This window comes from Denitrificimonas caeni (genome assembly GCF_905120345.1).
Taxonomy (GTDB): Bacteria; Pseudomonadota; Gammaproteobacteria; order Pseudomonadales; family Pseudomonadaceae; genus Denitrificimonas; species Denitrificimonas caeni_A.
The window spans coordinates 62,652-77,474 of the sequence record NZ_CAJHOA010000005.1 but is presented as its reverse complement, the minus strand read 5'-3'; the positions used below and the strand labels follow the sequence as shown (position 1 = coordinate 77,474).

At 48.6% G+C, this 14,823-nt stretch carries 11 protein-coding genes and 1 tRNA gene; all 12 read right to left on the bottom strand.

Annotation, left to right across the window (positions count from 1 at the left end; all coding sequences use genetic code 11):
• Positions 1-100: 100 nt before the first annotated feature.
• The 12 genes from JYJ62_RS10465 to JYJ62_RS10410 all read right to left on the bottom strand — a co-directional run bounded on the left by JYJ62_RS10465 (position 101) and on the right by JYJ62_RS10410 (position 14,730).
• A tRNA-Ser gene (locus tag JYJ62_RS10465) sits at positions 101-191 on the bottom strand.
• Positions 192-250: 59 nt separating this feature from the next.
• The gene (gene csrA, locus JYJ62_RS10460) at positions 251-442 is read right to left on the bottom strand and encodes a carbon storage regulator CsrA (protein ID WP_205342170.1); all 192 of its coding nucleotides are present in this window, start codon (positions 440-442) and stop codon (positions 251-253) included.
• Positions 443-632: 190 nt separating this feature from the next.
• Positions 633-1,862 carry an aspartate kinase gene (locus JYJ62_RS10455; RefSeq protein ID WP_205342169.1) on the bottom strand — a complete coding sequence of 410 codons (1,230 nt, stop codon included), beginning with the start codon at positions 1,860-1,862 and terminating at the stop codon, positions 633-635.
• A 92-nt stretch (positions 1,863-1,954) separates the two neighbouring features.
• Positions 1,955-4,579, bottom strand: coding sequence for an alanine--tRNA ligase (gene alaS / locus JYJ62_RS10450; RefSeq protein WP_205342168.1), 2,625 nt, complete (start codon positions 4,577-4,579; stop codon positions 1,955-1,957).
• A gap of 126 nt (positions 4,580-4,705) precedes the next feature.
• Positions 4,706-4,987, bottom strand: coding sequence for a topoisomerase II (locus JYJ62_RS10445; RefSeq protein ID WP_205342167.1), 282 nt, complete (start codon positions 4,985-4,987; stop codon positions 4,706-4,708).
• Positions 4,988-5,061: 74 nt separating this feature from the next.
• Positions 5,062-6,291 (bottom strand): aspartate aminotransferase family protein, encoded by a 1,230-nt coding sequence (locus tag JYJ62_RS10440; RefSeq protein WP_205342166.1) that lies wholly within the window; start codon positions 6,289-6,291, stop codon positions 5,062-5,064.
• Positions 6,292-6,986: 695 nt separating this feature from the next.
• Positions 6,987-8,372, bottom strand: a complete 1,386-nt coding sequence (gene cysG / locus JYJ62_RS10435; protein ID WP_205342165.1) for a siroheme synthase CysG — start codon at positions 8,370-8,372, stop codon at positions 6,987-6,989.
• A gap of 214 nt (positions 8,373-8,586) precedes the next feature.
• On the bottom strand, positions 8,587-9,867 hold the full coding sequence (gene serS, locus JYJ62_RS10430; RefSeq protein WP_205342164.1) for a serine--tRNA ligase: 1,281 nt from the start codon (positions 9,865-9,867) through the stop codon (positions 8,587-8,589).
• A 14-nt stretch (positions 9,868-9,881) separates the two neighbouring features.
• The gene (gene crcB / locus JYJ62_RS10425) at positions 9,882-10,259 is read right to left on the bottom strand and encodes a fluoride efflux transporter CrcB (RefSeq protein WP_205342163.1); all 378 of its coding nucleotides are present in this window, start codon (positions 10,257-10,259) and stop codon (positions 9,882-9,884) included.
• Positions 10,256-11,584, bottom strand: coding sequence for a replication-associated recombination protein A (locus JYJ62_RS10420; RefSeq protein WP_205342162.1), 1,329 nt, complete (start codon positions 11,582-11,584; stop codon positions 10,256-10,258). Before JYJ62_RS10420 ends, crcB begins: the two co-directional genes overlap by 4 nt.
• A gap of 2 nt (positions 11,585-11,586) precedes the next feature.
• The gene (gene lolA, locus JYJ62_RS10415) at positions 11,587-12,255 is read right to left on the bottom strand and encodes an outer membrane lipoprotein chaperone LolA (RefSeq protein ID WP_205342161.1); all 669 of its coding nucleotides are present in this window, start codon (positions 12,253-12,255) and stop codon (positions 11,587-11,589) included.
• Between the two features lie 75 nt (positions 12,256-12,330).
• Complete coding sequence (locus tag JYJ62_RS10410) at positions 12,331-14,730, bottom strand: DNA translocase FtsK (protein ID WP_205342160.1); 2,400 nt, start codon at positions 14,728-14,730, stop codon at positions 12,331-12,333.
• Positions 14,731-14,823: the final 93 nt, after the last annotated feature.

Here is a 14,823-nt window from a genome sequence, read left to right as displayed (position 1 = left end):
GAGTCCATTGTGGCGCGTATTATAGAGCTATTTACTTGATAATCAAGGAGTTTTATTTTTAATTTAAACTCTTTAAAAATCTGCTTCACAATACTAAAAATGGCGGAGAAGGAGGGATTCGAACCCTCGACACCCTTTTGAGGTGTACTCCCTTAGCAGGGGAGCGCCTTCGGCCACTCGGCCACTTCTCCGTAACGGGGCGTATAATACCCTCATTTTTAGAAATTGCAAAGCATAAATACAAAAAGAATCAAATACTTGCCTCTTCTTTCTCTTCTTTCTCTTTTTGGATGCGCTGATAGATCTCTTCACGGTGTACAGCAATCTCTTTTGGTGCGTTAACACCAATGCGAACTTGATTGCCTTTTACACCCAGTACAGTGACAGTGACTTCATCACCAACCATCAGTGTCTCTCCGACACGACGCGTTAGTATTAACATTTGTTATCTCCTTCCTTCAACAATATTAGGATTACAGTCTGCATCTGTAAGTTATCAATAGCGTACACGCATCACCTGCAATTGCACATAATGCGAACGCTTATTTATTAAGCAAAATCAATTCTAAGTCATTTTTGCTAATAAAATATACAAAGCGCAGTGACCCTGCGCCTAAAAATCGTTCTAAAAGCTATTTTTCCGACGCATCAAGACCAAAAGCAGTGTGTAAAGCCCGCACCGCCAGCTCCACATACTTCTCATCAATCACTACTGACACTCTAATTTCCGACGTGGAAATCATCTGAATATTAATATTTTCTTTGGCCAAAGCCTCAAACATGCAACTGGCAACGCCCGGATGTGAGCGCATGCCGACACCCACAATAGATACTTTAGCGATACTGGTGGTGCCACTCACTTCACCGGCCCCGATCTCCAGCGCCGTAGCCCTTAAGACATCGATGGCTTTATCGTAATCAATATTATTCACGGTAAAGGTAAAGTCGGTGGTGTTGTCTTGGGCAACGTTTTGCACAATCATATCGATATCAATATTAGCGGCACTGATCGGCCCTAAAATTTTAAAGGCAACACCTGGGGTATCTGGAACACCACGAATGGTTAACTTGGCTTCATCGCGGTTAAAAGCAATACCAGAAATAATCGGCTGTTCCATGCTGTCCTCATTATCATCAGTAGTAATTAGAGTGCCAGGGCCCTCTTGAAAGCTGTGCAAGACACGTAACGGCACATTGTACTTACCGGCAAACTCGACTGAGCGTAACTGTAAAATTTTTGAACCGAGACTGGCCATCTCTAGCATTTCTTCAAAGGTAATACGATCCAAGCGCTGCGCTCGTGGCACCACGCGTGGATCTGTGGTGTACACACCGTCCACATCAGTATAGATATGACACTCGTCAGCTTTTAACGCCGCCGCTAAGGCCACCGCGGTAGTATCGGATCCGCCGCGGCCTAAGGTGGTGATATTGCCCTGCTCATCCACCCCTTGAAAACCGGCAACCACCACAACTTTGCCAGCATTAAGCTGTTCACGCACTTTAGATTCATCAATGCTCAAAATGCGCGCTTTACCGTGTTCACTGTCAGTCACAATCGGTACTTGTGCGCCAGTAAAAGAAACTGCAAGCACGCCAATTTTATTCAGCGCCATCGCTAACAAGGCAATAGTCACTTGCTCACCCGTGGCAATCATCACATCCATTTCACGCAACGTTGGCTTAGCGCTGATTTGCTTCGCCAAGGCCAGCAAGCGATTGGTCTCGCCGCTCATCGCAGAAACGACGACGACAACATCATCACCGGCCGCACGAAACTTTGCCACTTTTTGCGCCACTTGCTCGATTCGCTCAGGTGAGCCCACCGAGGTACCACCAAACTTTTGTACGATCAACGCCATGTTAGTGCCGCCTTAATCATCGTTAGCGTTAAAAATAGAGCCCTTAGTGCAGCGAGTATCTCGCACTAAGGGTGTATCACTTAAATGACGGTTTAGCTTTTGCTGGCCACATACTCTGCAGTCATCGCTAAGGCATCATCCAGCTTGGCCAGTTCAACACCACTGCCCTGCGCCATATCCGGACGACCACCGCCTTTACCACCAACCACGGCAGCGGCCTGCTTCATTAGATCACCCGCTTTAAATTGGCCGGTTAGGTCTTTAGTGACACCAGCGACCAGAACAATGCGCTCATCCTGCACACCGCCTAATAAAATGACCGCGCTACCCAGTTTATTTTTTAACTGATCGATCAGTACCAGTAAGTCTTTACCGTCAACACCATCAAGACGCGCCGCCAAGACTTTAACGCCATTCACCTCAACCGCAGCAGAAGCTAGATCACTGCCTGCTGCGCGAGCGGCTTTGGCTTTGAGCTGCTCGATCTCTTTTTCTAGGCTACGTTGCTGATCCAGTACCGCTTGCAGCTTATCCAAAACATTCTCGCGAGTACCTTTAACCAAGCTCATTGCCTGTTTGAGCTGTTCTTCTGCGCCACTGAGCCAATTCCAAGCGGCTTCACCGGTCACTGCTTCGATACGACGGACACCCGCGGCAACACCACCTTCACTGGTAATTTTAAACACACCGATATCGCCGGTACGCTCAGCGTGGATACCACCACACAGCTCTACAGAAAAACCATCGGCCATACTTAATACGCGTACTTGGTCGCCGTACTTTTCGCCAAACAGCGCCATCGCGCCTTTAGCTTTAGCTGTTTCAATGTCAGTCACTTCAGTACAGACCGCAGTGTTGTTACGAATTTCTTGATTAACTCGTGCTTCTAACGCTTTGATCTGTTGCGCAGTCAGCGCCTCAAAGTGACTGAAGTCAAAGCGCAAACGCTGGCTATCGACTAAGGAGCCTTTTTGTTGCACGTGCTCGCCTAAAATATCGCGCAGCGCCGCGTGTAAAATATGCGTTGCGGAGTGGTTCAGCGCAGTTGCATGACGCACCTTAGCATCCACTTGCGCGCTAATACTGTCGCCGACTTGTACTGTACCTTGAGTCACACAGCCATGGTGCAAGAAAGCATGGCCATTTTTGCTGGTATCAGTGATTTCAATGCACAGATTTTCAGCGGTTAAATAACCGCAATCACCCACTTGACCACCAGACTCGGCATAAAACGGTGTGCGATCTAAAACGATAACCGCGTTATCGCCTTCTAAGGCTGACTCAACGCTGGCACCGTCTTTAATAATCATCAGCACTTTTGCGGCAGATTGGTGCTCTTGATAGCCTAAGAACTCAGTCTCGCCGTCAATTTTAATCAGCGTATTGTAATCAAGAGCAAAGGAGCTGGCTGAGCGCGCACGTTCTCTTTGTGCTTGCATCTCACGCTCAAAACCTTCTTCGTCAACGCTCAGTTCGCGCTCACGTGCGATATCCGCCGTTAGATCCATCGGGAAACCAAAGGTGTCATACAATTTAAACACCAGCGAACCTGGAATCACTGAACCGTCTAAGTGCGCGAGATCTTGCTCCAGAATACGCAAACCTTGCTCCAAGGTTTTAGCAAACTGTTCTTCTTCAGTTTTCAGAATGCGTTCAATCTGCGCCTGCTGCTGCTTAAGCTCTGGGAAAGCGTCGCCCATTTGCTCAACTAACGCAGCGACAATTTTGTAAAAGAAACTGTCGCTGGCACCCAGCTTATTACCATGACGGCAGGCACGGCGAATAATCCGGCGCAAGACATAACCACGACCATCATTGGACGGCACCACACCATCAGCAATCAAAAAGCTGCATGAGCGAATATGGTCAGCTATCACGTTGAGTGACGGACTATCATTATTTTCACAGCCGACCGCCGCAGCGACAGCGCTGAGCAAGTGCTGAAACAAATCAATCTCATAATTCGAATTAACATGTTGCAGCACTGCACTGATCCGCTCAAGACCCATACCGGTGTCAACACTTGGCGCGGGCAGCGGATGCATCACACCATCAGCCGTGCGGTTAAACTGCATAAAAACGTTATTCCAAATTTCGATATAGCGGTCGCCATCTTCGTCTGGCGAACCCGGTGGACCACCCCAAATGTGCTCACCATGATCGAAAAATATTTCTGTACAAGGACCACATGGACCGGTATCACCCATTGCCCAGAAGTTATCTGAGGCATAAGGCGCACCGCCATTATCACCGATGCGAATCATCCGCTCAGCAGGCACACCAATTTCTTTTACCCAAATATTATACGCTTCGTCATCGCTCTCATAGACAGTGACCCAGAGCTTTTCTTGCGGCAAATTCAGCCACTGTTTGGAGGTTAAAAACTCCCAGGCATAATGAATGGCATCCTGTTTGAAGTAATCACCGAAACTGAAGTTACCCAGCATCTCAAAAAAAGTATGATGACGCGCGGTATACCCGACGTTTTCTAAGTCATTATGCTTACCGCCAGCCCGCACACATTTCTGGCTGCTGGTGGCGCGTGTATAGGCGCGTTTTTCTAAACCCAAGAAGCAGTCTTTAAACTGATTCATGCCCGCATTGGTAAATAATAGCGTTGGGTCATTGGCAGGGATCAATGAGCTAGATGCTACGCGGGTATGGCCCTTTTCTTCAAAGAAGCGAAGGAAGGCTTCACGGATTTCTGCGCTTTTCATATATTCTTCCACAATTAAATAACGGTAATACCTGCATAATTGCAACGGTTTACCGACTGAAAGCACACAGTATATCGCTGGTGCGTGCTTGATGCAGTGATGAGCTATAAGTCGCTAAAGTAACGATCAATGATCACAGGTGTCAGTGTGCACATGCTCGTCTGCGCCAACATCGGCAGCTTCCATTTCGAGTTGTAAGCTGACCAAGTTAGTCGCTAATGGACGCAATAAAAGATTGGCGTATTCAGCATCACCCTCTTCAACATCAACGCCAATCAATAGCTGACCATTCCCGGCGGTTTGTATCCAAATTTCTTTCCCTTGCCACAGCACAGCAAAACGCGTGCAAGAGGCTTCAGTTTGAGCACCGTCTTCATTTTCAAGAATTAACTGTAATTCTGTGTTCATAATCTGTAATAACCTCATTTAAAATAAATTAGCGCGCAGCGGCTATTCGCCACTACGCGCTGAATAATATCGAGTTACGCCTGCGCTTGACTCACAAACTCGGCAACAGCACGAGTAAAACGTGCTAAACCTTCATCCAGATCAGCTTGCTCAATGACTAAGCTGGGAGCAAAACGCACCACATCAGGACCGGCCACCAAAACTAATAGATCAGCGCGCTCAGCGGCAGCCATTAAGGCGCCAGCTTTACCTTTATATTTATCATTCAGCACTGCGCCGACTAACAAACCTTTACCGCGCACTTGTTCGAACAGATCATAAGGCTCGCCAATAGCGCGCAGCTTGTCACGTAAGTACTCGCCCTTGGCCAGCACCGCATCAAGTACTGCCGGTGTATTGATAATATCCAATACCGTTTCACCGACGGCACAGGCTAACGGATTACCACCAAACGTGGTGCCATGCGTGCCAACGGCTAGATGCTGTGCATAGTCATTGGTCGTCAACATCGCTGAGATAGGAAAACCGCCACCAAGACTTTTCGCGGTGGTTAGCACATCAGGCGTGACGCCGTAATGTTCGTGAGCAAATAACTTGCCAGTACGGCCCATACCGGATTGCACTTCATCAAAAATCAGTAGTGCGTTGTATTTATCACATAAAGCACGCACGCCTTGCAGATAGGCTAACTCAGCCGGCAAGACACCACTTTCACCTTGAATCGGTTCTAAAATCACCGCACAGGTACGTTCTGAAATAGCCTTTTCCATAGCCGCCAAATCATTATAAAGCACATGGGTAATGCCTTCAGGACGTGGACCAAAGCCCTCAGAGTACTTCGGCTGACCACCGACATTGACAGTAAACACGGTGCGTCCGTGAAAGCTATTAATGGTCGAAATTATTTCGTATTTATCGGCGCCAAAACGATCACTGGCAACTTTACGTGCCAGTTTCAACGCTGCTTCGTTGGCTTCTGCCCCAGAGTTACTGAAAAACACGCGATCAGCAAAAGTCGCCGCAGTTAACTTACGCGCCAGACGCAGAGCAGGTTCATTGGTAAACACATTGGAGACATGCCAAAGCTTATGCGCTTGCGTGGTTAATGCCTCAACCAATGCAGGATGGCAGTGACCTAAGCCATTCACCGCAATACCGCCGGACAAGTCAATCAGCTCGCGTCCACTTTGATCCCATAATCGCGAACCGAGTCCACGTACTGGAATAAAGCCAGCTGGTGCATAGTTGGGCACCATAACTTGATCAAAATCAGCGCGACTGACCTGCGCCTCTTGAATGGACATGCCTGCTCTCCTGGATAAAATCCTGTTATATCAATAAATAACTGACTTTAAATATATCAGTTGCGTACGTAAATAATTTAATAGCGCTCTGGATAGCAGCATAACTTGCACGTGCTAGCACCATGCAGCAGTTTAAACCCAGATCGACAAAAAGCGCAGGACAAAACCGAACTTTCTATGTATTCGCGTGCTTTTGTGTCATTCAAGGCTTCTTACTAAGCCAAATTGATGGTTTGTGCCGCGCCTGTTGTACTTCTGGGTAAGTGTTAGTTGCTTTTGCTTATCAGGTTAGGCGAGGCATATCGCACTCCGGGGTAGGTGTTAATCCGCCGATGAACCCATCCAGGGTTCAACTCCGACGCTACGCCATCCATGGCTCGCTTACCACACCTACCCCGAAGTACTCGTTGATCATTGGCGTTGTTGGCACTATTGCGCACGCATCACAAAAACAAGATCAACAACAGCTAACACGATATTTTACATATCCAAACTCGCCACTCTGAGTCGCGCTACAAACTTGCAAACAACATCCATGATCAACGAGCACCTCGCTCGTGCCGCGACAAGCGTAGCCATGGATGGCGCAGCGCCCGAATCGAGACAGGATGTCTCGCTGAGGGAAAAGCGGCATGAGCGAGGCGCGGCATGTGCATAAAACGCTAAGTGCTTTTACTTTTACTTAACGCAGTAATTTAATTTGCCCCAGCAAACCAATGCAACTTCTCACGCAGAGCCACCACTTCACCGACAATAATTAAACTCGGACTTTGCACCGCGAAGTCGTTCACCTGCTGAGTAATCGTCTCTAAGGTACCGACAAACACTCGCTGCTGCAGCGTAGTGCCATTTTCAACCAAAGCAATCGGGGTCTGCGCTGCACGGCCATGTGCAATTAACTGCTGACAGATATCAGGCAAGCACCCAAGGCCCATATAAAACACCACAGTTTGTGTCGAAGCAATCAACTCAGCCCACGGCAAATCAAGCACACCGTCTTTTGGATGCCCAGTCACAAAACGCACTGATTGTGCATAATCACGGTGTGTTAGCGGAATACCAGCATAGGCTGAGCAACCCGACGCCGCAGTAATACCCGGCACCACTTGAAAAGGAATATGTTGCGCGGCCAACTCTTCGATTTCCTCGCCACCGCGTCCAAAAATAAACGGATCACCGCCCTTCAGACGCACCACACGCTTACCTTGTAAGGCCAACTCGACTAATTTCTGGTTGATCTGATCTTGCGGCACGCTGTGATTGGACGCTTGTTTGCCGACATACATACGATCGGCATCACGGCGACACAGCTCAAGAATCGCTGGAGCTACTAAACGGTCATACAGCACCACATCCGCTTGCTGCATTAAACGCAGTGCTTTAAAGGTTAACAAATCTGGATCACCAGGACCGGCACCCACTAAATACACCTCACCAACGACCTTATTCTGTGCTCCACTGATTTTTTCAGTGAGTAACGCTTCAGCCTGTTGATCACGCCCAGCAAACACATGTTCAGCAATGGGGCCTTGGAAAACATCCTCCCAAAAGGCTCGTCGCGGCTGCACATTCGGTAATAGTGCTTTCACTTGATCACGGAATTTCGCTGCTAAACCGGCTAAATGACCGTAACTGGCCGGTAGCCAGGTTTCGATTTTAGCTCGAGCTAAACGTGCCAGTACTGGTGCGTGTCCGGCACTGGAAACAGCAATAACCAATGGCGAGCGATCGACAATCGCTGGGAAGATAAAACTTGATAACTCCGGCGCGCCTAGCGCATACACTGGAATGCCTTGCGCCTTTGCCTGCACCGAGATGGCCACATTCACTTCAGACTGATCAGTCGTCGCCAGCACTAAGCAGCAATCTTGCATGTCCGTGTCTTGGTATTCACGTAGTAGACACTGCCCTTGCTTAGCCGCAACCAGTGCTTGCAACTCATCACTAATACAAGGGGCAATCACTCGCAGCGTAGCGCCTGTGTCTAGCAATAAGCGCGCCTTACGCAAGGCCATTTCACCGCCTCCGACCAGCAACACGCTGCGTCCTTGCATCTTATGAAATAACGGCAAGTAATCCATAACAACACCCTTATGCAAACCATGAAGAAACATAGCAATGCGCTACGCTTAAGCGCTGGATAACAGCAACTGCAGTCTTTATAAACGTAGCGCGACCTGTGTTGCATTGTTTGCAATCAAGCACTCGCAACAGAAGCGCTTTAACCCAAAAGTAATAACGACTGATCACGAGGCAATCGCCGTTAGGCGATCACCCAGCATGCACAGCAAAAACTTAACGAATCACTTCAAGACCGGCCATATAAGGGCGTAACACCTCAGGTACAGTAATACTGCCATCCGCTTGTTGGTTATTTTCCAGCACCGCAACTAAGGTACGACCGACCGCTAAACCTGAGCCATTGAGGGTATGCACGAGTTCAGTTTTTCCGGTTTCTGGATTGCGATAACGGGTCTGCATTCGACGCGCTTGAAAATCGGTGCAGTTGGAGCAAGAAGAAATCTCACGGTATTTATCTTGACTCGGCACCCACACTTCTAAGTCATAGGTTTTGCTCGCACCAAAACCCATATCAGCGGTGCACAGAGACATCACGCGATATGGCAGCTCAAGCGCTTGCAGAACGTTCTCAGCATGCCCGGTTAATTCTTCCAACACCGCAAATGAAGTTTCTGGGTCAACAATTTGCACCAACTCAACTTTATCAAACTGATGCTGACGGATCATGCCGCGCGTATCACGACCTGACGCGCCCGCTTCACTGCGGAAACATGGGCTGTGCGCAACCATTTTAATCGGTAACTGCGCAGCATCTAAAATCTCACCAGCAACGGTATTGGTCAGCGAGACTTCAGCGGTTGGAATCAAGTACAAAGGCGTTTGCTCGGCCCGTTCAATACGAAATAAGTCTTCAGAAAACTTAGGCAACTGACCGGTGCCTTGCAATGCAGATGCTTGCACCAAGTACGGCGTATACATCTCTTGATAACCGTGTTCAGCCGTATGCAAATCGAGCATAAATTGCGCCAATGCACGGTGCAGACGGGCAATACCACCACGCATCACCGCAAAGCGTGCACCAGATAATTTCGCTGCAGCTTCAAAATCCAAACCCTTAATATTTTCACCCAGCAAGACATGGTCCTGTACGGGGAAATCAAACTCACGCGGCGTACCCCAACGGCGCACTTCCACGTTGTCATCTTCGCTGGCACCCTGGGGTACTGAAGCATCTGGCAAGTTAGGGATATTCAAGGCGAGCGCATCCAAATCAGCTTGAATCGTTTCTAACTCACGCTTGCCTGCTTCCAACGCGCCACCGAGTTGATCGACTTGCGCCAGCAAAGGGGCAATATCTTCACCACGGCCTTTAGCTTGACCAATCGACTTGGAACGGCTGTTACGCTCAGCTTGCAACTGTTCAGTGCGCGTTTGCACTTCTTTACGTTGTGCTTCCAATTCTTCTAAACGTGCAACATCCAAAACAAAACCACGTACAGCTAAGCGTGCAGCAATGTCTTGCGGTTGGGTGCGTAACAATTTTGCATCAAGCATAAAAATATCCGTTCTTACAGAGAAAATTTAATCAGCGCCATACCCAACCATGTGGCTAATAAGCCACCGACCAAGGTCACGCCCATATAGAGTAAAGCTTGTATGTGCTGCCCTTCATTAAAAATGCGCAGCGCATCCAGTGAAAACGTTGAAAAGGTAGTAAATCCGCCGAGCAAACCGGTCATTAACAGCAAAGGCGCCATCTCTGAAACGTCAGGCCGCTGGATAAACCACGAAAAAGTGCAGCCAATCAAAAAACTGCCGATAATATTAACCAATACAGTGGCAATGTACAGATGCTGCGGCCAAATCTGAGCCACCCCAAAGCCAGTACTGTAGCGCAGCACACTGCCTAAGGCGCCGCCCACAGCGACCATCAGAACGTTTATCATTGTGGCTCTCGTCGTTGCTTGCTACTGACTTGATCCAGTTTCTTTAAGTGCTGGAGTTTTTCACCAATTTTAATTTCTAAGCCACGCGCTGGCGGTTGGTAATACTGACGCGGGGTTAAAGCCTCGGGAAAATAATCCTCACCAGCCGCATAAGCATCGGGCTCATCATGGGCGTAGCGGTATTCCTCACCGTACCCCAACTGCTTCATTAATTTACTTGGCGCATTGCGTAAGTGTAACGGCACCTCTAACGAGCCAAAATTTTGCGCATCCTGGCGCGCGGCTTTGTACGCCATATACACCGCGTTACTTTTCGGTGCACAAGCTAAATAAGTAATCGCTTGCGCCACTGCGAGCTCACCTTCGGGACTGCCTAAGCGTTCTTGCACATCCCACGCCGACAAACACAACGTCAGCGCGCGTGGATCGGCATTACCGATATCCTCGCTGGCCATCCGCACTACACGCCGCGCGATATACAACGGATCGCAACCGCCATCAAGCATCCGCGTGTACCAATACAAGGCTGCATCAGGATTAGAGCCGCGCACTGATTTGTGCAGAGCAGAAATCTGGTCGTAAAATGCTTCACCGCCTTTATCAAAGCGACGCATGCTGTCACCGAGAATATTACCCAGCAAAGCAACATCAATACAGTCACCATCGTCGAGTAAGTCGGCGGCGTTTTCTAGCAAATTAAGTAGACGGCGACCATCACCATCGGCGGCGCGAATTAATAATTCCTGCGCCTCGGGTTCAATGCTTAATGTACGATCACCCAGCCCTCGTTGATCGCTTAAGGCTCGCGTCAGCAACAGTTGCAAGGCGGCATCATCGAGACTTTTCAGCACATAAACGCGCGCCCGCGACAGCAGTGCATTATTGAGTTCAAAAGAAGGATTTTCGGTGGTAGCACCAATAAAAATAAAGGTACCATCTTCCACATAAGGTAAAAAAGCGTCTTGTTGGCCTTTATTAAAGCGATGCACTTCATCGACAAATAAGATGGTACGGCGACTGTATTGTGCAGACTGTTGTTTCGCCTCTTGCACCGCTTCGCGGATTTCTTTAACCCCTGATAAAACAGCTGACAGGGTAATAAAATGGGCATCACTGACCTGCGCCAGCAAACGTGCCAAGGTGGTTTTGCCGACACCGGGCGGTCCCCAAAAAATCATCGAGTGCAACACGCCTTGCTGCAAGGCCTCACGCAGGGGTTTACCAATAGCTAAAATATGTTGCTGTCCGACATAGTCATCCAGCGTATTGGCACGCAAACGCGCGGCCAGTGGCTGCGCGATGGGTTCACTGCTAAACAGCTGCACTGTTACTCCTCGTCCTCAATCACATCAACACCCTCAGGCGCTTCAAAGACAAACTGACTGGCGGCAACCGGTTCGTTAACTTTCACATTCATAAATAGAATATTGGTGCGTTGACCGACGGCATCGAGCAATTGCATATCGTTAATCACGCCGTTACGAAAGGATAAACGCAAGGTATCAAACAGCGTATCTTTCGCGGTCGGGGTCAAAATAAAATCAATAATTGAACCCGCTTCTTTATAGGTTATGGTGAAGTTTTCACTAATTTGCGAGACATCACCCGAGAGCAATAAAGCTGGGGTGTGAGTCAAACGTTGATCCATTTTCTGCACGGTCACTTGCAATAAATCCGGATCATACAGCCATACTTTTTTACCATTGGAAACCAAGAGCTGCTCCAATGGTGGGTCGGTGTGCCAACGAAACAACCCCGGACGCTGCAACACCATTTTGCCTGCGGCTTCTTGCAACTGCGTACCGGTGGAGTCCAAGGTCAGCTGAGAAAAACTACCGGTAATGGTTTGCGTATGGCTGAGTAACTCACTGAGTTTATTCGCCGCTTGCTGTTGCTCACTGACGGCCGCATGCGCCGTCTGCACAGGCAACAGCAGCGCACCCGTCAACATCACACTGCCCAGTAAAGCCAATAAACCTTTATAGATTGTGCGCATCGATACTCTCTTTTATCTGAGCTTAAAATAGAGACCTCACCAATAAACTGATCAGGCTGTTGAAAATACTCGTTATCAATCACGCATCGGTGGTGGCGCAATCACTTCACGCGAACCATTGTGCGCAGCACCAGAGACCACACCGGCCATTTCCATGGCTTCAATCATGCGTGCAGCGCGGTTGTAGCCCACTTTAAATTTGCGCTGTACCGAAGAAATCGACGCACGGCGTGATTCAGTGACATAGTGCACCGCTTCATCGTACAACGGATCATCCTCACTGCTGCTATCACCACTACTGCTATCAAAACCACTGCCGCTTTCTTCAATACCAGCAAGAATATCTTCAATGTAATCCGGCGCGCCGCGTAATTTCCACGCATCGACGACGCGATGCACTTCTTCATCCGAAACAAAAGCGCCGTGCACACGAATCGGTAGACTGGTACCGGGTGGCAAATACAACATGTCACCATGCCCCAATAATTGCTCAGCGCCGCCCTGATCAAGAATAGTGCGTGAGTCAATTTTACTCGACACTTGGAAAGCAATTCGAGTTGGAATATTGGCTTTAATCAAACCGGTAATCACATCAACCGAAGGACGCTGCGTGGCCAGAATCAAGTGAATCCCCGCTGCACGCGCTTTTTGTGCGATACGCGCAATCAACTCTTCAACTTTCTTACCCACCACCATAATCATGTCAGCAAACTCATCCACCACCACGACAATAGTTGGCAGTTTGCTGAGATGCGGGGCTTCGTCATTGATATCGTCACGTCGAAACAGTGGATCTTCCAATGGCGTACCGGCTTCTTCGGCGTCTTTAACTTTGCGGTTATAACCGGCTAAGTTACGCACCCCCATGGCCGACATCAGTTTATAGCGACGCTCCATTTCTGCTACACACCAGCGCAGTGCATTGGCGGCTTCTTTCATATCGGTAACGACGGGACACAATAAGTGCGGAATACCTTCATAAATCGACAACTCAAGCATTTTCGGGTCGATCATAATCAGGCGCGCGTCTTCCGGTGTTGACTTAAACAACACCGACAAAATCATCGCATTGACACCGACCGACTTACCAGAACCGGTGGTACCAGCCACCAGCAAATGCGGCATTTTCGCCAAATCAGCAATCACCGGCTGCCCGCCAATATCATGACCCAAAGCAATCGTCACCGCAGATTTTGCTTCATCGAATTCTGGGGTTTCTAATACTTCTGAGAAACGCACAATTTGTCGATCTTCGTTAGGAATCTCGATGCCTACCGTGGTTTTACCGGGAATCACTTCCACCACTCGGACACTGATCATCGCTAAAGAGCGCGCCAAGTCTTTAGCCAAGTTGGTAATACGGCTAACTTTGACCCCAGGTGCTAATAAAATTTCAAAGCGCGTCACCACAGGCCCTGGATGCACAGAGTCAACTTGCACTTCCACACCAAACTCTTTTAGTTTGATCTCTAACAAACGTGACATGGCTTGCAGTGATTCTTCAGAGTAACTGGGCTTTTTCTTTTCCGCTTTATCGAGCAATGCTAAAGGCGGCAAAGTACCGACCACGGCGCTGTCCACAAACGAATTCGCAGCTTTTTCTTTTGACTTGCGCGCACTGACTGGCGCAGGCGCTGCTTGCACCACATTGGGGGTAGCAATGATGGGCTCACGTCGACCTTCACCAACCTTAACAGGCTCAACCAGCGGCGTTATAAGCGGCTCGCGCTCTAATGCCGGCTCTGCTCTATCCGCACGTAGCGTGCTAACTTGAGGCTCATCGCTGATCTGAGCTTTACGCAACTCAAGCTTTTCCTGCTTACGTTCTTGAACGTCACCTAAGGTTGCCTGCAGTGAAGATTTAAGCCATTCGCTCGCACGCAAAGTAAGATCGCCGATACCTTCCATGATTTTAAACCAGGACAAATTAGCGTAAACAGTTAGACCAAATAAGAAACAAGCCAACAGCAACAGCGTTGCGCCTTCAACATTAAGAGCGCCGGTCAGAGCTTCACCTAATGTATTACCGAGAATGTTAAAGTTTTTTGGAGCATTGTCCGGCACCGGAAAGTGCACATGTGTCAGCGCAGCGCCTGAACACAGCAACAAAATAAAGCCAAAAGCTCGCAGCGCAAACAGCCAACCATTCCAGACCATAGCCTCATAGCGATAGCGAAAGACTAAAACAGTTTTTAACACCAGCACCAAAGGAAACAGCCAAGCAAAATAGCCCAAGACGCTAAACAGCATATCAGCCAGCCAAGCACCCACCTGCCCTCCCGCATTATTTGCGGTATTCAACTGGCTGATACTTTGACTAAACCCAGGGTCATTGACATCAAAGGTCAACAACACCATCCATAAATAAATGCATAGCATGGCTAAGAGGATCAGTACGCCTTCTTTAAGGCGCAGTTGAGCCTGCTCTTGCCAAGAATTTTTTTCAGATGATTGTGTCTGTGTTGTGTTCTTCAAAAAAGCGTCCTGCGCGACCTTGATTAACAAGGCTCATCAAAAAATATAATCACAAAAAAGTGTCTAACAACACGCTATTGTACGGATTTAACC

Bases quoted from the DNA above. Each gene is read 5' to 3' on its own strand.
- csrA (WP_205342170.1), bottom strand. From the start codon at position 442: ATGTTAATACTAACGCGTCGTGTCGGAGAGACACTGATGGTTGGTGAT.
- JYJ62_RS10455 (WP_205342169.1), bottom strand. From the start codon at position 1,862: ATGGCGTTGATCGTACAAAAGTTTGGTGGTACCTCGGTGGGCTCACCT.
- alaS (WP_205342168.1), bottom strand. From the start codon at position 4,579: ATGAAAAGCGCAGAAATCCGTGAAGCCTTCCTTCGCTTCTTTGAAGAA.
- JYJ62_RS10445 (WP_205342167.1), bottom strand. From the start codon at position 4,987: ATGAACACAGAATTACAGTTAATTCTTGAAAATGAAGACGGTGCTCAA.
- JYJ62_RS10440 (WP_205342166.1), bottom strand. From the start codon at position 6,291: ATGTCCATTCAAGAGGCGCAGGTCAGTCGCGCTGATTTTGATCAAGTT.
- cysG (WP_205342165.1), bottom strand. From the start codon at position 8,372: ATGGATTACTTGCCGTTATTTCATAAGATGCAAGGACGCAGCGTGTTG.
- serS (WP_205342164.1), bottom strand. From the start codon at position 9,867: ATGCTTGATGCAAAATTGTTACGCACCCAACCGCAAGACATTGCTGCA.
- crcB (WP_205342163.1), bottom strand. From the start codon at position 10,259: ATGATAAACGTTCTGATGGTCGCTGTGGGCGGCGCCTTAGGCAGTGTG.
- lolA (WP_205342161.1), bottom strand. From the start codon at position 12,255: ATGCGCACAATCTATAAAGGTTTATTGGCTTTACTGGGCAGTGTGATG.